The organism is Gimesia fumaroli (assembly GCF_007754425.1).
Lineage (GTDB): Bacteria > Planctomycetota > Planctomycetia > Planctomycetales > Planctomycetaceae > Gimesia > Gimesia fumaroli.
Genome location: NZ_CP037452.1, coordinates 2,109,490 through 2,129,437, shown reverse-complemented (window position 1 = coordinate 2,129,437; position 19,948 = coordinate 2,109,490). Strand labels below are relative to the sequence as shown.

13 protein-coding genes are annotated in these 19,948 nt (G+C 50.6%); 7 read left to right on the top strand and 6 right to left on the bottom strand.

The window, feature by feature from the left end:
* Positions 1-141 precede the first annotated feature (141 nt).
* The 4 genes from pheT to Enr17x_RS08290 all read right to left on the bottom strand — a co-directional run bounded on the left by pheT (position 142) and on the right by Enr17x_RS08290 (position 8,405).
* Positions 142-2,598, bottom strand: coding sequence for a phenylalanine--tRNA ligase subunit beta (pheT, locus tag Enr17x_RS08305; RefSeq protein WP_145307705.1), 2,457 nt, complete (start codon positions 2,596-2,598; stop codon positions 142-144).
* A 53-nt stretch (positions 2,599-2,651) separates the two neighbouring features.
* Positions 2,652-3,635, bottom strand: coding sequence for a phenylalanine--tRNA ligase subunit alpha (pheS, locus tag Enr17x_RS08300; protein ID WP_145307703.1), 984 nt, complete (start codon positions 3,633-3,635; stop codon positions 2,652-2,654).
* 315 nt (positions 3,636-3,950) lie between these two features.
* A complete protein-coding gene (locus Enr17x_RS08295; protein ID WP_145307701.1) occupies positions 3,951-5,366 on the bottom strand; it encodes a DUF1501 domain-containing protein in 1,416 nt (471 codons plus the stop codon).
* Between the two features lie 54 nt (positions 5,367-5,420).
* Complete coding sequence (locus Enr17x_RS08290) at positions 5,421-8,405, bottom strand: DUF1553 domain-containing protein (RefSeq protein WP_145307699.1); 2,985 nt, start codon at positions 8,403-8,405, stop codon at positions 5,421-5,423.
* 1,241 nt (positions 8,406-9,646) lie between these two features.
* Here Enr17x_RS08290 and Enr17x_RS29500 point away from each other — a divergent pair.
* Positions 9,647-9,814 carry a hypothetical protein gene (locus Enr17x_RS29500; RefSeq protein ID WP_198001028.1) on the top strand — a complete coding sequence of 56 codons (168 nt, stop codon included), beginning with the start codon at positions 9,647-9,649 and terminating at the stop codon, positions 9,812-9,814.
* Between the two features lie 74 nt (positions 9,815-9,888).
* Here the strand turns inward: Enr17x_RS29500 and Enr17x_RS30345 are convergent, their stop codons facing one another.
* The gene (locus tag Enr17x_RS30345) at positions 9,889-10,083 is read right to left on the bottom strand and encodes a helix-turn-helix domain-containing protein (RefSeq protein WP_198001027.1); all 195 of its coding nucleotides are present in this window, start codon (positions 10,081-10,083) and stop codon (positions 9,889-9,891) included.
* 664 nt (positions 10,084-10,747) lie between these two features.
* On the opposite strand from Enr17x_RS30345, the gene Enr17x_RS08280 reads away from it, so the two are divergent.
* The 3 genes from Enr17x_RS08280 (at position 10,748) to Enr17x_RS08270 (ending at position 15,580) form a co-directional block, all read left to right on the top strand.
* A complete protein-coding gene (locus tag Enr17x_RS08280; RefSeq protein ID WP_145307697.1) occupies positions 10,748-11,710 on the top strand; it encodes a hypothetical protein in 963 nt (320 codons plus the stop codon).
* 940 nt (positions 11,711-12,650) lie between these two features.
* Positions 12,651-13,850 carry a hypothetical protein gene (locus tag Enr17x_RS08275; protein ID WP_145307695.1) on the top strand — a complete coding sequence of 400 codons (1,200 nt, stop codon included), beginning with the start codon at positions 12,651-12,653 and terminating at the stop codon, positions 13,848-13,850.
* Complete coding sequence (locus Enr17x_RS08270) at positions 13,847-15,580, top strand: cysteine peptidase family C39 domain-containing protein (protein WP_145307693.1); 1,734 nt, start codon at positions 13,847-13,849, stop codon at positions 15,578-15,580. Before Enr17x_RS08275 ends, Enr17x_RS08270 begins: the two co-directional genes overlap by 4 nt.
* 61 nt (positions 15,581-15,641) lie before the next feature.
* On the opposite strand, the gene Enr17x_RS08265 is transcribed toward Enr17x_RS08270, so the two are convergent.
* The gene (locus Enr17x_RS08265; RefSeq protein WP_145307691.1) at positions 15,642-16,406 is read right to left on the bottom strand and encodes an AraC family transcriptional regulator; all 765 of its coding nucleotides are present in this window, start codon (positions 16,404-16,406) and stop codon (positions 15,642-15,644) included.
* Between the two features lie 155 nt (positions 16,407-16,561).
* Between Enr17x_RS08265 and Enr17x_RS08260 the strand changes: the two genes are divergently transcribed.
* Genes Enr17x_RS08260 through Enr17x_RS08250 form a run of 3 tightly spaced genes read left to right on the top strand, consistent with a single transcriptional unit; the run spans position 16,562 to position 19,727 of the window.
* Positions 16,562-17,509, top strand: a complete 948-nt coding sequence (locus Enr17x_RS08260; RefSeq protein WP_145307689.1) for a dihydrodipicolinate synthase family protein — start codon at positions 16,562-16,564, stop codon at positions 17,507-17,509.
* A 17-nt stretch (positions 17,510-17,526) separates the two neighbouring features.
* On the top strand, positions 17,527-18,471 hold the full coding sequence (locus Enr17x_RS08255; RefSeq protein WP_145307687.1) for a 4-hydroxyproline epimerase: 945 nt from the start codon (positions 17,527-17,529) through the stop codon (positions 18,469-18,471).
* Positions 18,468-19,727, top strand: coding sequence for an NAD(P)/FAD-dependent oxidoreductase (locus Enr17x_RS08250; protein WP_145307685.1), 1,260 nt, complete (start codon positions 18,468-18,470; stop codon positions 19,725-19,727). The genes Enr17x_RS08255 and Enr17x_RS08250 overlap by 4 nt, the downstream gene beginning before the upstream one ends.
* The last annotated feature ends 221 nt before the right edge of the window (positions 19,728-19,948 follow it).

The window sequence follows — 19,948 nt, the reverse complement described above, 5'->3', positions numbered from 1 at the left end:
TATGATCAGCTTCCCAAGTCGCGAAAATTGCAGTACAAAAAAGAAAACACACCTCAAAATGAGGCGTGTTGGTTGAATGATTTGATAGTACGGATGAAAGCCGTTTCCCTTTCGGGTGGTCTGACCCAATCCGTTCAAAGTCTACCGCTGAACCGCACCGTGCTCCGCGTTGAGCTGCTTCACGACATAGTCCATCAATTGCTGTGCCTCACCCGAGGTCAGGGTATGTGCCTCGTCGCGAAACATCATGCGAATCGTCAAACTCATCGCATCAGCCCCGATACTTTCACCCGTAAAAGTATCGACACAAATGACATTCTCCAGTTTAGGCTGAAGAACAACGGCCACATCACTTTCTTTGCGAGGTTCCACCTGCAAATTTTCGACCGCAGAAGCAAATGCTTTTTCCAGAGACGTCTCAATCTCAGCGTAACGTAAATCAATCGGAACCAGAATCGAAATATCACGGGCAATCACCTGAGTCCGGGCCAGGCCGCTAAACATTCGAGCGGGCGATTTTACCTGAACCAAGGCCGAGAGATCCAATTCGAATCCATACAAAGGCACGCGTGCACGGTCCTTAATCCCGAGTTCGTTCAGATCAATTCTTCCCAGTGCACCAATCCGTTGATCCCCGTGCTTTAGCGCGGCGAACTCTTCACCACGGTATCCCTTAGCAGGTGTATCCTTTTCAAATGTGATGTCATCCACACTGATATGAGCAAACAGATTTTCAACCAGTCCCTTGGCATGTAGAAAATCAAATTCTTTCTCGGAGGCAATCCAGGCAGAGTCATTGACATAACCTCCCAGCACGCCGCCAATCATCCAGCGTTCATCAATCACGTCGTCATTCTGACGGAAGGTACGATCTATCTCGAAAAACCGAAAACTGCTGGCACCACGTCGCGCGTTCCGCTCAGTCACTTCCACCAGACTCCCCACCAGACTCTGACGGAGCGTCGTCATTTCTTTAGAAATTGGGTTTTGCACCTGGATCGAATCACCGGGCCATTGACTGAACGATAAAGCAACCTGCTCTGTCGTCAGCGGAGGCGTACGGCATTCCAGAAAACCATTACTCGTCAGAAATGTCGCGACATTGGTTCGGAGACTATCCGTTTCGGAAACACGACCTTTGGTCGTCGTTGCTACCATCGGCTTCATGACAATACTGTCATATCGCAGAAGCCGCGCCACATCTTCGGCAAGCACGACTTCATTATTCACATCCACGCGCCAGGTCGGCACGGAAATCGTCAGATCCGCATCCGCTGTCATTTCCAGTTTGGAAAGGCAGTCTTTGATCTGCTCATCGCTGATTTCTGCTCCTAATAACTTTGAAAACCGGCCGGAATCCAGCGAGAATTTCGTCCGTTCGCGTACGTTCGGATAGCTGTCTGTAATCGCAGAAGCTGGCTTTGCCGCGGACAGTTCTGCATCCTGAAGCAGTTCCGCCGCTCGGTTGAAAGCACCGCTCAACATGTCATTCGGGTCAGTCCCCCGTTCAAAGCGATAAGAGGAATCCGTGCTGATTCGCAGCTTTCGGGAAGAGGTTCGAATGCAAACCGGATCAAAGCAGGCGGCTTCCAGCAAAATGCGTTTTGAGCCAGCTGTAGTCTGGGAGTTCCAGCCCCCCATGATTCCTGCCAGGGCAATTGGTTTCTCGGCATCGGCAATCACCAACGGTTGCTCCGCGCCATCCACTTCAGTTTCATCCAGCAATTTCAGTTTTTCATCTTGGCGAATACGGCGGACTTCGATCCGATTTCCTTTTAGTGAATCGAAATCGAATGCGTGTAACGGCTGTCCCCATTCCAGCATTACAAAGTTCGTGATATCCACCACGTTATTAATCGGACGCAAGCCCGCTGTTTGCAGGCGGCTCTGAAGCCAGTGAGGTGAACTGCGAACTTGAACTCCGTCAAACACCTGACAGGCATAACGCGAACACAGAGATGCATCATCGATTTCAACCGCAACAGACTCACTCTGACCAGCGGCAGGTTGAATCACCCGCTGACTAGGATACTTTAACTGCATGTCCAATACAGCCGCAACTTCACGGGCGATCCCAATCATTCCCAGACAGTCAGGACGGTTCGGTAGGACCGATACTTCGACCAGTGATTCCTGAAACGGAGACACGGAAGGCAGACTCTCGCCGAGCGCTGCTTCATCTTTGAAAACCTGTAAACCGGTTGACTTGGCAATCATTCCCAATTCACCATCCAGGCAAATCATTCCTTCAGAGCGAATTCCTTTGAATTTTCCTTCGGAAATCAAAGCACCGCTGGGAAGCTTTGTGCCGGGAATTGCTACAGGGACTCCCCAGCCGATCTCGACCGGATGCGCGGAGGCGCAGAGAATCGTTACCAGCTTGCCTTTTTCAATTTCGACCAGACATTCGAAATATTGGCCGTCATCACCAACCGGTTTCTTCTCCCGAATAAAACCAACCCGGATCGACTCTAACGCTTGCGCAAGATCATGTTCTTCTTCGACTTCCAGGCCCACCGTCATGAAGGCATCAAGCAGTTCGCTCTCTTTGCAGTCTTCAGACAGATAATCGCGCAACCAACCAGTATTTATTCGCATCGTACTCTCTCTATGCCAGAAATATCGTGCCAGCTTTTACCAGGAAACGTTCATTAAAACTGACGCAAAAACGCTTCTTCATTTTCATACATCAGCCGGATATCAGTGATCCCATGTCGAATCATCGCCATCCGATCTAGCCCCAGGCCGAAGGCAAATCCCTGCCATTTTTCCGAGTCGACCCCGCCGGCTTCCAGAACTTCGGGACGAATCATTCCGGCTCCCAGAATCTCCAGCCATTTGCCGTTAAACATCACATCCACTTCTGCACTCGGCGTGGTGAAGGGAAAATAACTGGGGCGGAAACGGAGTTGAACATCTTTGCCAAACAAGCTACTGGCTAATTGATACAAAACCCATTTCAGATCTGCAAAACTGATATTTTCATCAATGGCGATCACATCCAGTTGATGAAAGATCGGGAAGTGAGAAGCATCAATTTCATCCCTCCGATAACAGCGACCCGAAGTCATCGCCCGCAACGGAGGCGGCCCGAAATTCTTCATCGCCCGCGTTTGGAAGGCCGAAGTATGGGTCCGTAATACATTCCCTTTGGTCGTATAAAATGAATCGTGCATATCCCGCGCCGGATGCCAGTCGGGCGTATTCAATGCATCGAAGTTAAAGAATTCTGTTTCCACCTCGGGATAATCATCGTAGCGGAAGCCCAAGCCGATTAGGATCGATTTGACTTCATCCATCGTCGTCATCAGGGGATGCCGATAGCCGGGTAAAGCACGTACACCAGGCAGCGTCACATCGATGGATTCGAGATCAGGACCCGACTTTTCTTTCTCTTCAAGCTGAGTTTTCTTTTCAGCCAGCCCGGTCTGAATGCTCTGCTTAATCGTATTGAGCGTCTTGCCGAATTCACGTTTTTCTTCGGGCGACAACGATTTCAGCTGGGCTTGCAGGTCCTTGAGTTTCCCCTTCTTCCCCAGGTATTGGACGCGCACTTCATCCAGTTCCGAAAGAGATTGTGCGGCTGCGATGCTTTCCATCGCCGCTTCTACCAGCGCGTCATTGTTGTCAGACATTATAATTCTTCAGGTTCTTGAATTTCTCTGTTAGTAGATTCCGTACTTTACGAATCACAATCTCGCTCATATCTCATGAAGAGATAACGAGTTGCGCGCAAAGCCCACCCTAAGTTCGGGATTGTAACTATTCCGATGAAATTCTGCAACCACCCCCAAAATCGGGAAGTCGCCATTCATCAGAAGCCCTGAGTATCGCAGTGCTTAACGCCCCCCTGCCTTCGCCGCATCAGCGGGGACCAGACACTATAATATAAGGACAGAAAATGCCGGCCTCTGGTTCTCCTTCACAAGTCCCCCGAAAGAGGCCCATGATTAACCTGCGAGAATCTCGTGCACCACTTCTCCATAAATATCCGTCAGACGGAAATCGCGGCCGGCATAACGATACGTCAGCCGCTTATGATCCATGCCCATCAGATGCAGCAGCGTGGCATGTAAATCGTGAATGTGAACTTTATCGCGGGTCGCATAATAACCGTACTCATCGGTGGCACCATGCACGTGTCCCCGTTTCACACCCGCTCCCGCCAGCCACATCGAATAACCTTGCGGATTGTGATCCCGACCATTGGTCCCCTGTGCGATCGGCGTCCGTCCGAATTCGCCGCCCCAGACTACCAGGGTATCTTCCAGCAATCCGCGTTGTTTCAAATCGGCCAGCAAACCGGCGATCGGCTTATCCACCATCCGTGAATTCCGTTCGTGCCCGCTCTTCAAGCCGCTGTGTTGATCCCAGCGATTATTTCCCAGCGCGACTTCAATATAACGCACCCCCGCTTCAGCAAAACGGCGGGCCATCAGACATTGACGCCCAAAATTCTCCGTCGTCTTGTCATTGATCCCGTATAATTCATGCGTCTCTTTCGTCTCCACCGTCAGATCCATCAGCGTGGGAACTTCCGACTGCATCCGAAACGCCAACTCGTACGAATTGATCACGCCTTCAATTTCCTGGTCGACTTTGACCTGCTTTAGATGCCGCTCGTTCATCGCCTGTAACAGCCCCAGCTGTTTTCGTTGCTGTGTCTCCGAAGATGCATTGTTCGCCAGGAATCGAATCTGCGCTTCCCTGGCAGCAGTGTCGGCATCGCCGATGGCTGTTCCCTGATAGACGGCAGGCAGAAACGCGCTGCCAAAATTCCTCACGCCACCATGACCGCGTGAGGGGCAGATCGAAATGAAACCGGGCAGGTTATTATTTTCCGTGCCCAAGCCGTACACCATCCACGAACCGACCGAAGGCCGTACCAGACTGTCCGACCCCGTATGCAGTTTCATCACCGCCTGCCCGTGCGACTGGCCGTTGGTGTGCATCGAATTAATCACACACAAATCGTCCGCGTGTTCGGCCACGTTATCAAACAACTCGGAAATCCAGAGCCCGCTTTCCCCCCGCTGCTTGAACTTCCAGGGAGATTTCATCAGACGCAGGTTCTCCTGCGACGATTTCTCGATATTCTTCGCTGCTTTGAAAGGGAGTCGCTGTCCGTCCTCTTTCGCTAAACGGGGCTTATAATCAAACGTATCCACCTGACTCGGACCGCCATGCATGAACAGGAAAATCACACGCTTGGCGCGAGGCTCGAAGTGCGGCGTTTTGGACTGGAGCGGAGACTGAGATTTCAAAGCCGCTTCAGAGCTTAAGCCCGCCATCGCCAGATAACCAAATCCACAAGCCGATGACTTCAACATTTGCCGACGGGATAAATTGAGTGGTTGCATAGCCATTCATTCTTATTAAAAAGTGAGTACTCACTGCTGTTTAAAAATCGTAATCGGACATCAATTCAAGAATCGAAATTCGGTCGAAGCAAACAGAATCTGACAATAAGAGGTCCAGGCCTTCACCCGTGCAGCCTCTTTGTCCGAATTCGCATCTGCTTTCATCAGAGACTCGATATACTGTAATGCTTCCGCCTGTTCTGCCTGGTTCGCATCACGACCCAGACAGGCTAGATACAATTTCGAAACGCATTCAGAATCGCTCTGTTGTTTATCATTCAAAAGTCGCTCTGCCGTCGCCTGTGCCTGCCCGATGACAAACGGACTATTCATCATAAATAGCGCCTGAGCGGGCACCGTCGTGACAGGGCGATTCCCCACCAGCATTTCAGGAGCAGGAAAATCAAACACCGTCAAAGAAGCCGGCACATTACCCCGCACGATCGGTAAATAGACACTCCGGCGAAACTCAGACGGGTTCTGCTTCAATTTTTCATTCTTGTTCGGACTGATGGCTTGCTCGGGATAATGCGCCACCGACGAACCTCCCTGCTTCAAATCAATCTTGCCGGAGATCGACAGCACCGCATCGCGAATACTTTCCGCAGACAGACGCCGGCGATTCATCCGCCACAGGAAATGATTCCCGGGGTCCTGTTGATATTGATCCGCCTCAAACTTCGAACTCAATTGATACGTTCGGCTCACCATGATTTCGCGAATCAATGTCTTAATCGACCAGCCTTCAGAAACAAACCGCTGCGCCAGATAATCGAGCAGCTCCGGATGCGTTGGCTGTTCTCCCAGGTGACCAAAATTATCAACGCTTCGTACCAGCCCGTTTCCAAACAGATGCTTCCAGACCCGATTCACAATCACACGACTCGTCAACGGATTCTGTGGCTGGCTCAACCAGTTCGCCAGTTCCAACCGCCCACTCTGTTTGGGACTAACCTCAGGCGGCTCCTGAATCGAAGCAATCGTCAGAAAGCCGCGATCCACTTTATCACCCAGTTGGTGAATATTTCCCCGCCGGGCAATTCGATAGTCGGCAGGATCAGGCTGCTCACCCACGGCCAGCGCGACCGGTGCCGGAGGCGGGGCATTCGCTTTCAATTTTTTAATCTGAGCCGTCAGCGTTTTCACACTCGCTTCCAGCGTTTTGATTTTCACTGCACGAACGTCTGCTGCAGAGTCAACCGTCGGCTTTTTCGCGACCAGCACGCCATTCTGCTTTGGCAACTTAAATTGTGGAATGAACTGCATCGCATCGACAACCACATAACCCGAAGCTACCTTGTTCGAAACTTCAACGGCTCCCGCTTTACCCGCGGCAAATTCAAAATTACCAAGCGATGTCAAGACACCATCAATCGGTCCCGGCTTTGTCTGATCGACATAAATGGTTTTTGCTCCCTGCAGCGAATGAATCGTCACAGGCACGCGATCGGCACGACCTCTGCTCCCTGGAAACGCAAAACGCACTTCGTACTTGCCGGCGGCGGGCAGATCCGGGGTAAAGCGAATCGTCTTCTTCCCCTGCTCTTCGTTCATATCATGCACGTAACCCACGCCCAGATAATTTTTCGAATAGACCGACTCTTTCCACGCACCCGTTTTCACTGCCTGGGTATCATCGACCACAATCCCCGCCAGTCTTTTCAAGTGTTGCTGCTGTTTGGTATCGCCATTCAATTGTTTTAACTGATCCGAATCGTCTTTCAGCTTCTCTTCCAGCGTTTTCAGCTCGGCTGCATGTTTCTCCAGCGCCGCCGCATGTTCGGGTTTGATCGGCAAAGGACGCGTCATCCAGCCCGAAACGAACTGATTTCCCAGACGATTTCCATGCACGGTCTCCGTGCTGCGAAAGATCCCGGCCAGTGCATAATAGTCGGTCATTGGAATCGGATCGAATTTATGATCGTGACAGCGGGCACAACCCAGCGTCATTCCCATAAACGCCCGACCCGTCACATCAATCTGCTCATCAACCACGTCCATCCGCAGTTTTTCTTTATCCCGCTCGCTGAGCATTTTCGCGCCCATCACCAGAAACCCGGTGGCGACAATATTCCGCGTCCGCTCATCATCGTTTTCGTAAGGCAGCAGGTCGCCGGCAATCTGCTCGCGGATAAACTCGTTGTAAGGCTTATCTTCGTTAAACACCTGGATCACATAATCGCGATACCGCCAGGCATTGTAAAACGTCAGGTTGATATCCAGGCCGTTCGAATCCGCATAGCGGGCCAGGTCCAGCCAGTGCCGTCCCCACGTTTCACCATACTGTGGCGAATTGAGTAAGCGATCAATCAGATGCTCGTACGCTTGGGGAGAAGGATCGTTCACAAACTTCTCTATCTCCTCCGCGCTCGGCGGCAATCCGGTCAAATCAAAATAAACGCGACGCACCAGCGTCCGCCGATCCGCCGTCTTGACCGGAGTCAGTTTTTTCTCATCCAGCTTTGCTTTGATAAATCGGTCAATCGCACTACCTGACCAGGCTTCACTTTTTACTTCGGGAACCTCTGGCGTGGTCAAAGGTCGGAACGACCAGAACTCGCGTTCTTTATCAAAATCAATCGCGAGTTCCGTTTTCTTCTTCGGACTGCTCGGCACGTTTCCTTTCCGAGGATCAGGAGCGCCCATCTGAATCCACTTGCGAAAATCGGCGATCACCTGCGCGGGCAATTTCTCATCTGGCGGCATCGCATAAAAATCGGGATCGTGTTCGAGCGCCTGCAGAATCAGACTCTGTTTCAGATTCCCCGGCACGACCGCTTTTCCCGAATCGCCCCCCTGTTGAATTCCCGCGCGCGTGTCCAATACAAACGAAGCATTTTCCGGATCGGGAGCGCCCGAATGACAGTCGTAACAATGCTCGACCAGGACCGGACGAATCTTATTTTCGAAGAACTCAATCCCCGCCTGCTCGTTTTGCGGAGCGACTTTCGGAGCCTGAACCTGAGCATCAGCCGACGGTCCATTGAAACCATTCAACGCAGTCATCAGCAACATCAGGCAAGATAATTTCAGGAAAGGACGCAAGGCAGTTCTCCTTCTCGAAGCTTTTCAAAAATGAACGCAATCAAGTCGCTTTGGGAAAGCGAACTCTTCGAGTTTGCATTTCAGGCCGGGAGGGAATCAAAAACACTGATCTGGTCTGAATTTCCATCATCGTCCAGTATAATGCATCAACGCCGATCTATGAACTAAATTCAGGCAACTTTTAAGCAGTTTTCGCCAGTTCCTACTCAGAAAATACCAGACTTGCAGCAAATGGATCGCAGACATTTTTTTAACTCTCTAAACAAACTCCCGATTTTGCGGCTGAGTCAGATTACGTAAACCTGACGCACCAGAACATCTCCTCAGCCAGCGGTTTTAAAAATGTTCCCTTTTCAGTGAAAAGAAACACCTTGACGCCGACCCGCCATTCACCATGATCCTCTGCAGTTATGCGTCGCGCGCGAGAACAGCACTGGTTCAGGTGAAGACCAGGAACGAAACAAACGGCAGCATAAGAAAACCCGCTTGTTTCAGCCACATTTGACATCAACCAGCCCCGAAAAGTTATGCGGGTCGACACACATCGCCGCATATCACCACACTCGCAACACTCCCCGCCACCCCTACAGCACATTTCACCACTCCTCCGCCACCCTTCATTTCCCCGATCCCCCTTGACCACCTCACGCCCTTCAAGAAAATCACGTTTCATGAAAGGCAACACAGGAAGAAAACTCATCAACTTGATCCCCAACTTCAAATGGAGAATAAACAAAATAGAATGACAACAAAACAAATGCAGGGGGCAACCCTATGTGACCACCCGTCTGACATCCTGCAATCCAGAATCAACGACCAAATGGAACCAGAAATAAACATCCCACCGTGAGCTAGTCGGCACGAGCCGCCGTTTCCAAACCGTGTGAAAACCAAACCACCGGCAAACAAATCCTACCAGATACCACCGGCAGTAAGAGAGATGAAAATCGCGAACTGGTGCAGAAACCGACACACAATCAAAGCAGGACAAAATTTCCATCCGCAAAATAAGTAGGGGCGGTACCCACGTGTCCGCCCGCCTGGCGACAGGCAAATGATTTCCGTCTTCGAGTGGACCCAGATAAAACTTTCCCATCAACCATCACAACAAACATCGATACCGCGGGTCGACACATGGGTCGACCCCTTGTATCTGCTCTTGACTGTCTAGAGTTCTTTGTTTTGATAGGCAGATAAAGCCAATGCTTCCCGCCTTTAAAGGCGGGAAGCATTAGTGGCGAGTGTCAGATCGTGTCCGCCCCTGGTCTTATCACGCTGCGCCGATTTATCTGAGAGCGAGTGCTCGCATTGCCACTCCGCAGATTTTACAATCACTCAAGGCCCTGATCCAAAAATCAAACGCCGTGAGCAACTGCCGGGCCGAACAGGATTGGGTCTGGTCTCGATAATTCTGAACCTGACCCTTTTAGAGTTTTTTATTTTCGTGTCTATTCGTGCCGTTCGTGGTAGCAAAAATAAACACTTACTCGCCCGTCTCCTTCACCATCCTCTGATAATCACGAGGCGACATGCCTGTGGTCCTACGGAACTGGCGGGTGAAGGCACTCTGGCCTGCGTAACCGACGCTGAGCGCCACCGACGCAATCGAGGTGTCGCTCGCTCTGAGTGTTTGCTGTGCCCTGTCGATGCGCAGCGGGCAGGAAATTATTAGAGCCACCGCACGACCCAGCCTGCCACTTTCTTTGCCTCTGCCTTTATCCTTGGTTCATGTCATAGCACTATAGGGCAAGTGTAGAGACCGCACACACTGGTAACACGAATGCAGACACCGATTACACTCCTTTTAGACCATGTTATGTTCCCCCCTTAAAATGTAATCGTATAACTGTTTACATAGATGTTACCCTTGCCAGAGAACGAACGCGAACGCTTTGAATTCGAACCCATCTGAGTCGTATCACTCAACAAAGATCTCAATTTAATCACTTCTTTTTTTGTACACTTTAGTTGACATTATCATTTTGTCCATCTATAAACAGAAAAGTATACATAGACTAATATGTGACACAAAACAGATGCTTCAAAAAAATAGCCGACTCAACCCAAGGATAAATCATCGTAGTCGATGGTGAGTGTTTTTGCTCATTATTAAGAACTCTCTATTTTCCTCGGGAATTTCGGCATCGCTTTATTTGCTGAAATCAAACGCTCCATAAATACACATAAACACGAAGAAACCTTCGGACAGACATAGCGTGCGGGTACTACGTTTTTGCTAAAAATGGTTCCCTACTTTTGTCTCCCCAACGTTTCTATTGCCTATAAGTCAATTGTGAATATCTGTAAACGATAGCATGGACTTTTGAGTGAGAAGCATTGTGATGGAAGCATGGCTCCTGAATGCCAACTTGAAGAGCGCCCAGGAAGAAGTAAAGGTCGGACTTGCGCGGCGCTTTGTATTCAGCATTCTCAGTCTAGAGCTTTTCGTCGCTAGTGCCCTCAAAAGTGTTAATAGCGTAAATTCATCTATGGCTGGATTCGGCTTAGATTTTTTGGGGGGCAACTGGCAGGCGGCGATTGAATTTGTCATTGCAGTCTGGCTTGTCTCAGGGGTGTGCTGGCGACAGGTACAACTCGTTGCTGGAGTTTTATTCCTGTTGTTCTCTGTGGCAAACCTCTTGAAAATTATCACAGGTGCTGAAAGCTGTGGTTGCTTTGGATCTGTCGAAATCAGCCCCTGGTATACATTGATCGCCAATATAGGGGCGATTCTTGCACTCTCGCTTGTTGCTTCTCCCGTTTTATCCCTGCCGCGACGACACGACGTAATAAAACTTCTGTCGATCCTGGTTGGTGGTTTCATTCTCTACGCGGTAATGACGAATATGATTCGCGTCGTTAGTAACTCAGCGAATAGTCCCGTTATGGACGCCGAAGGGAAAATGATTTTTGACAAGGACCATTGGATTGGTCATCAAATGAACTTGAAAAATGTTGTCGAAATTGATGCCAACCTTGCAACCGGTATTTGGGTCGTTGTGTTCATTCGATCGAATTGCGCGAAGTGTGTCTATAATTTACCACGTCAGAAAAATTTGGCCGAGGAAATGGCACGCCAGGGTAAAACTCCGAGAGTCGCGTTCATTGATCTACAACGGCATCATCCACTCGATGATGCTGGGGATGCCGTATGCCCCAGTTGTGCATACGGTGGTCTGAAGGAAGGCAGAAACCTGCCCATCGAAACCCCCACCATTATTCTCATCAACAATGGTGTTGTCACACGTGTATTAGATGACCTCCCTAATCGTGAGTCGGCCTTTTGGAATTCCACTTCGGGTTAAACGTGGAAAGCGAGTGCTTCCCACGACACTACAAATAGTCCATTTAAAAAGGAGTCTGGAGAATGCGAGTTAAAGACATCTTTCGTGTTGGAGCAATAATTTGTTTTGCTTCGGTCTGGGCATTGGGTGCTGATTGCTATCTCAATCAGTCGAAGCATCAGGTCCTTAGTGCAGCTGAAATGAGGGTGACACTTGGTGCTGCTGCTGCCTGCGTCGACAAAGTCTCGCAGGATAATTGCACCAGTGAGTTTTCCGGTTGTGTTCCAACATCAGATCCTGTTAAATGTAGTGCAGGTGGATGTGTAAAATGCACTACAGATGCAGCTTACTCAGACTGCACAACCACTGGAGGGACGAATTACAAGACCTGTAACGTCACTACAACTGCGGGTGGATGCGGAACTATCAATACCGCTCCCTGCGAGATTCAGAGCGGTAGTTGCAAATGCGGAACTTATGTTGCAACAACAAACGCCTGTGGAAAGAAAGAAGTAACTTCAACCACGCCCTGTCCAGGTGGTTAAATCAGGTTCAACAGAATCGCCACCTTTCAGGTTTCTGGTAGCACTTGTCACGATTTTCTTGCAATCGATTAATCGTTTCAGGAAAGCTCATTGAAGACAGGAGGTGGTCTGGCGTCGAAGCCAGGAACAACAAACACGCTTATAAGCAGTTGTAAGGTTAGATGCTGGTGTAAATCGCGCGAAAGTGTGTGGCTATAATGGACGCCACACACTTTCAGCTGGAGAAAACCATCCTGGTGGAGTGTCATGTTTTAATTTTGGGTTAATGGATATCACGAGAGTGCGACAATGGAGCACGTAAACAACACACCCCACCCTCAATTTCTAGCTTGACAAAGCACTAGTAGTTACAACACAGGTCAGTCACGAGTCAACGCCATTGGTTTAAGCGGTAACCTTATTTGAGGTATTTAATAATGGACATTATCAGAACGTTACTTTTAGCGATGCTGATTCAGGGTGATGGTTCCTCTGCGGAATATTCCCCCGAGGAAGCACGCCATTTCATTAACCTTCGCAATCAATCAGTGCGTTCTTTCGATGTAGATCTCTCGTCTGTGACCATGCAGTACTTCACAACAGACTTGCCCAAGGATTTTACTCCTTCAACAAGGCTCAAGAAGAAATCTGAATTCAGGCCTCTCAGTCCAGAAGATGCCATCAGTCATACTTCTCATTTTCACCAAATGTTTTTAAATGATTCAAATGGTGTTCATCCCATGAGGAGAATTGAAGTTTATAGCGATGACGACAAAACGTTTCTAAACGTGTTAGCATTCGATGGAAGCAATCGACGAGTTTTACAGCCAGCCCAAGAGACTGGCTTGATTGGAGGCCCTGCTAAAGACTATTCCGTTTACGCTGGAATCGGTGAAGACTATTTAGAAATTCTTGGCTTTTTTTATCGAGGACAGCCGATCGTTAATTATTTTCAATCTCCCTCAATCAAAGTTGTGAAGGATGATTCACTGTTGCTGGTTGAGGCTTTTGACGGGCCTGAGTCAGGCAATGTTCCGATGAATGGATATCGGATCTGGCTTGATCCCGTACGAGGAATGTGTCCGACTCAGTTTGAGCATTATCAAGTCTATCCAAAGATTTTCAACTCGGAAGAAATCGGCGGAGATGACGTGAAACATGTACGTTATAAACGTGTCATCGAAGATTTCTTGCAACTCGAAGACAACATCTGGGTTCCGATAAAGGCACTTACGACACAGAATAAAATTGAATGGACACCCGGAAAAAGTGGGAGTGTCAAAGTGCTGAAACTTTACGACACTACTGCAATTGTGAATGCTGAAAAATCTCGCTGGAACAAAGGGGTGGATGAGAAGGATTTTGCATTTGATTTCCCACCAGCGACTCGCGTTCGTAACGAACTTCTTGGAGTCGACATCGTTGTCGGAAAACAAAGCGCGGGGCGCAATATTGATGAGCTGCTTGCAAATGCAGCGTCTGTTATCCCAGTTGATCATCCCAGATATGTAAAATCGACAATCAAAGATAAAACAAACTGGAACAGGCTACACTTACTCCTGCTATTAAACGGAGCGATCTTGTGTGCCTGCATCATTTATGTTCTTATGCGGCGACACAGGAGACGGCTGTCATGAAAAGTCGAAGCCACTGCTTGATGATAACACTGTGTTTCCTTTTATCCAGTCAGTCTCTGGCAACCGAAACAGCCGTTAAAAAAGATGACTACGGCCCCTGTGGTCAAGTGAGCTTGTATTGTGCAGCTCGTCGATCTGGACTTGAAATCAGTTGGACTCAAGTTGTGACACTCATGGGAGATCCTGATAAAAACCAGCAACATAGTTTTGTTGACATAGCCAAAGCGGCTCGTCAACTAGGGCTTCATCCTGTCGCAATTGAAGTTGAACCTCGGCTGTGGAATACACTGCCGATGCCGATTATCGCTCATATGCGGTATCCTTCTCGGGGCCGGAAAGAGCCACATTTTGTGACAATATTAGATATGTCATCCCCTGATGGGATATGGCTGATTGACCCTCCGCACAGCGCCATTGAGGTGCAGCCAGATAGTTTTAAAGAGGCATCGACGAACCGGTACCTCTATTTGGCTAAGAACGAAAACGAAGCCCGGCAGATCACGAAACGGTTTAACAGTAACCATGAATCTCGTGCTCTTTTTTTCGTCCTGCTGGCAAATGCTGTAATCGCGTTCGGAGGTGTAGGATACTATTTAACCGATTCTATTAAGCTCCCTCTCCGTCAAATGATTAAAGCTTTTTATATTACTGCCTGCTCACGCGTAAGAGCAATGAGATGGCAGACCATTATATCTGTCGTGTGTTTTGTTGCAGCCATTATGGGAGCCGTGCTTCTCGGCCCCCACGGCTTAGCCTCTGCACCACCGAAATTGTTTGTTTCACGCGAAGTGATCGACTTGGGTGTAGTCGTACCGGGTAAACAGTCCCTTGATATCCTGCTCCAGAACCGCGGAGGGAAGACGTTAAAGTTTTCAAAACCAAGTACTTCTTGCAATTGCACTCAACCTGAAATTCCTGATCGCTTGCAACCGGGTACAGAGGGGCTCTGTAATGTGACCGTTTTAACATCGCCAGGAAAAGGCAGCTCTGAGATTGTATTAAATTCAAATGACCCGTCAGGAGCAAAACAGATTCGGCTGAGCTGGGTTGGGATGGCAAAGCCCATTCTGTCACCATCCCGTATCATCTGTCAGACTGCACCACTGTCGAAGGATTACGAAAAGAGAATTACTTTATTCTGTACCAAGGGTGCAACGATTGAGATGACACCAAAAATTGATCTTTACAGGTCAAGTTCTGACATTGATGTAAGTTTAATCGACGAAACGACGATTGAATCGCAACTTGCAACTGAGCATGCTACCACCGCTCCCGACCTGATGTTGGGAACCAATCCTGCCAGTTTTGAAAGGAAGCAGCTACTTGTGCGTATCAAGGCACCCGATGAACCAGGACTTGTTTCTCCTCGATGTTGGCTGGAAGTGAAATACAAAACGTTCACCGAAAAGATTGATATTCCAGTGTCGGTTCGGTTCGTGCGGGATATTGTCCCAAAATATGATGAGGTTATTTTTTCCGATGTTTCGTTCAGTGCATTAAAGGGAATGAAACGTGTCGTGCCACTCGAAACTCCTGACAAACACGTCGATGTAACGATCAGCCATTCGCCACCTTGTGTAAAATCGTCAATTATTCAATCCCCTTCCGGAGAGTCAGCGGTTGAATTCGAGGTGTCAAAGGATATTTCTACGGCCTACAACGGAAAGGTTATTCTAAAAACGCCAGAGGGTGATGTTCCGATTGGGATCCGGTTATTTGCTCTGAAGTAGTCACTAAGAGCTCGTATGGTCAATTTGTTTAGCCGCGCAATAAACTCTCTCGTCGCTCGCTTCAATCGATCGCACCAACGCGGCTTACCCACTCGTCTTCTTGACCATACTTCTGATAATCACGAGGCGACATGCCCGTGGTGCGGTGGAACTGGCGGGTGAAGGCACTTTGGTCTGCGTAACCGACGCTGAATGCCACCGATGCAATCGAGGCGTCGCTCTCTCTGAGTGTCTGCTGTGCCCGATCGATGCGGAGCTTTAACAACCACTGACCGGCGGTCAGACCAAACACGTGCCGCATGCGGCGGTTGAGTTGGTAGGGTGACATCTCAGCCACGTCCGCCAACTCTTCCACGGTCGGAGGCTGTGCCAGATGTGTCTCCGCATGGGAAATCGCGGCCAGAAGATTCTGATACAATTCGGTCGCCGTATCGGGCAGATGCAGGTCCTGCGAAACGCCGACCAGACCGATCACAGCGCCCGTTTTTTTCTGCCGCAAAGGGAGCTTGGTTGTCAGACACCAGCCCACATCGCCGGACGCATAAATATGCAGTTCAAGCTGTGACGTGATAGGCTGTCCCGTTTGCACCACCCTGAGATCCTGGGCTGCATAGCTCGCTCCCAGCGGCGGCCTGAGCACCTCCGCCGCCGTCCGACCAATCAACTGCCGTTTGTCTTGCACGCCACAACGGTCCACGAGTGTATTGTTTACAACCAGATACTCCCCCCGCTCATTCTTGATGAAAAACACAATGTCTGACAGATGGTCAAACAATGCTTCCCCCGTGAAGGGGGGATCGATCTGGCTTAATATCTCATGAATCATTCCTCTGGCTCCTTTCCCTGATTATGCGCATTTTAAAGTCCATTGTCGACTCTTTGCCAAGACACAAATCAGTTTTAGCAGTATCATCGTTCTTGTCTGGCTTACGCGATCATCATGCGGCTGAATAAGTCGCAACCTTGCCAAGGAGACCGAAGGTGACTGACAAATCACAAATTTTTCGTGGATGTATCCCCGCTCTAATGACGCCCTGCTCCTCCAGTGGCACTCCGGATTTCAAAGCGTTAGTCAGCAAGGGACGTGAACTGATCGATGTCGGCATGCGGGCCGTCGTCTACTGTGGCTCCATGGGTGACTGGCCGCTCCTCACCGATGAACAACGCATGGAAGGAGTGCGTCAACTGGTCGAAGCGGGAGTTCCCGTCGTGGTCGGCACCGGCGCACAGAACACACAACGTGCGGTCGCGATCACCAGTCATGCCCGAGAAATCGGTGCTGCCGGACTGATGGTCATTCCGCGTGTACTCTCGCGGGGCACGTCTCCCGCCGCCCAGCGTGCGCATTTCGCGGCCATCCTGAAAGCCGGTGCTCCGCTCCCTGCCGTCATATATAACAGCCCTTATTACGGGTTTGAAACGAAAGCCGATCTGTTCTTTGACCTCCGCCGCGACCATGCCAATCTCGTGGGATTCAAAGAATTCGGCGGCGCGGCTTCGCTCAGTTATGCCGGAGAACACATCACCCATAGTGACCCCGATCTGGTCCTCATCGCCGGCGTGGACACGCAGGTCTTTCACGGTTACGTTCATTGTGGCGCTGCCGGCGCCATCACCGGCGTGGGTAACGCCCTCCCCCAGGAAACGCTGCGTCTGATTGCACTCTGCGAACAGGCAGCCGCCGGTGATGTTGAAGCACGCAAACTGGCACTCGAACTGACTGAAGCACTCAACGTGCTGGCCACCTTTGATGAAGGACCGGACCTGGTCTTGTATTACAAATATCTGATGGTTCTGGAAGGCAATCCGGAATACGAGCACCATTTCTACGCAACCGATTCACTGAGTCCCAGCCAAAAGCAATTTGCGCGTTCGCAGTGGGAACAGTTCCGAAACTGGTGGAGTGCGTGGCCCGGTTCGACCACATAATTAACAAAGAGGCTATTATGCGCATCATCGATTCACACACGGAAGGCGAACCGACGCGGGTCATCATCGACGGGGGTCCCGATCTCGGCTCCGGCTCCCTGCAGGAACGTCGGCAGCGCTTCAAAGAACAATACGACAGCGTTCGCAGCACCGCCATCAATGAGCCGCGTGGATCAGAGGCAATCGTCGGCGCGCTACTGTGTGAACCGGTCGACCCCACCTGCGCGGCGGGTGTGATCTTTTTCAACAACACCGGTTACCTGGGAATGTGTGGCCACGGTGCGATGGGCGTCGCCGTCACGCTTTATTATCAGGGGCGAATCGAGCTTGGCGACTGTCGTCTCGAAACACCGGTCGGCATCATCGAAGTCAATCTGCTTTCTCCCAACAAAGTCGCGATCGAGAATGTTCCCAGTTATCGTTATCGAAAAAATGTCAGTTTGAACGTGCCCGAACTGGGAACCGTTGTGGGTGACATCGCCTGGGGAGGCAACTGGTTTTTCCTGGTGGAACAATCACCGTTTGCACTCACCCTACAAAATGTGAAACCGCTCACCGACGCCGCGCAGCGGATCCGATCAGAACTGGAACGACAACAAATCACCGGCGCGAATGAGGCAGAGATTGATCACATTGAATTTTTCGGACCAGGGGAAGCCTTTGACGCGCGCAGTCGTAATTTCGTTTATTGTCCGGGCGGCGCCTATGATCGTTCCCCCTGCGGCACCGGCACCAGCGCCAAGCTCGCCTGCCTGGCGGCTGACGGTAAACTGCAGCCGCATGAACCCTGGATTCAGGAAAGCATTATTGGCAGCCGTTTTATCGCCTCGTATCGCGAAGTGTCTGATCAGCACATCATCCCAACGATCACCGGCACCGCCTTTATCTGCAGCAAAGGACAACTCATTCAACAACCCGACGACCCGTTCCGCTTTGGCATCACCGTGGAAGGCCCCGCATGAATTCCTCCTCCCAGGCAGAATCAGCGATTGTCGTCGGCGCGGGCATCATCGGCATCGCTTGCGCACACTACCTGTCCAAAGCGGGTCTGCAAGTCACCGTCATTGATCGGAGTTCCCTCGCCGGCGCCTGCTCGCACGGAAACTGCGGCTATATCTGCCCGAGCCATGTTCTGCCGCTGACCGAACCGGGGGCGTTTAAGACCGCTTTGAAATCGTTATTCAACCCGCATGCCCCGTTTCGCGTCAAACCACAGTTCAGTCCCGCACTCTGGAACTGGATGTGGCAATTCGCCCGCCGCTGCACACATCGTCAAATGCTCGCAGCGGGAACTCATCTCAAAGCGATCCTCGATTCCTCGATGACCGAATACCAGAGACTCATCACAGAAGAACAGCTGGAGTGCGAATGGCAGCAAAAGGGGCTGCTGTATGTTCTGCGGTCCAAAGCCGGGATGCACGAATTTTCGAAAACAGATCAGATCCTGTCCGATCACTTTGGAGTGACCGCCCACCAAATCAAAGGCGTCGACTTACCCGCCTTCGATCCCGCCCTCAAGCACGACCTTGCCGGCGCCTTCTATTATCCGGACGATGCCTCGCTGCGCCCCGACCTGCTCAATTCCCAATGGATCGCCCGGCTCAAACAGCAGGGCGTTCAGTTTGTCGAGAACTGTGAATTGCAGGGACTTCAAAAATCGTCGGATCGAATCACACATCTGACAACTTCGTGCGGAGAATTGGAAGCGAATTGGATGATCTTTGCCGCCGGTGCCTGGAGCCCGCAGCTGTCCGCAGAACTGGAATGTCGCATCCCCATCCAACCGGGCAAAGGCTATTCCGTCACCATGCAGCGGCCCACGCCCTGTTCGCAGTATCCGATGCTGTTTCCCGAGCACAAGGTCGGCGTCTCCCCGTTCCAGAACGGTTATCGACTCGGTTCGATGATGGAATTCGCCGGTTATGACACCTCCCTTCCCCCACATCGCATTGCCCAGTTGAAGCGATCTGCCGAGCCCTATCTGCGCGCCCCCTTCACCGAAAACGAACAGGAGCGCTGGTTCGGCTGGCGCCCGATGACCTGGGACAGCCTGCCAATCATCGGTCGTACCCCCCGCTTCACAAACGCCTATCTCGCGACCGGCCACAACATGCTGGGCATGAGTATGGCCGCCGCCACTGGAAAACTGATCGCAGAACTCATTCAAGGCAAACCAACACACATCGACGCGACTCCCTTTTCGCCCACCCGCTTTTAAAACGCAGTATTGAGAACAAGAACGTGCAAACGTCCTCGCCCCATCCCCCCTTTCGTGTTTTTTCGTACCTTTCGTGGTAGAAATAAAACATCTCCTCTGTTTGCAGCAACCCAGCTCCCGCCGTGATCATATTGTCGATCTTTTCCTCAGCAAGTATACTCTCCAGCAGATAACAACCGCGTCGGCTAGTCTGTTTCCCCACAGCTTCGGAGAGCCCGTTA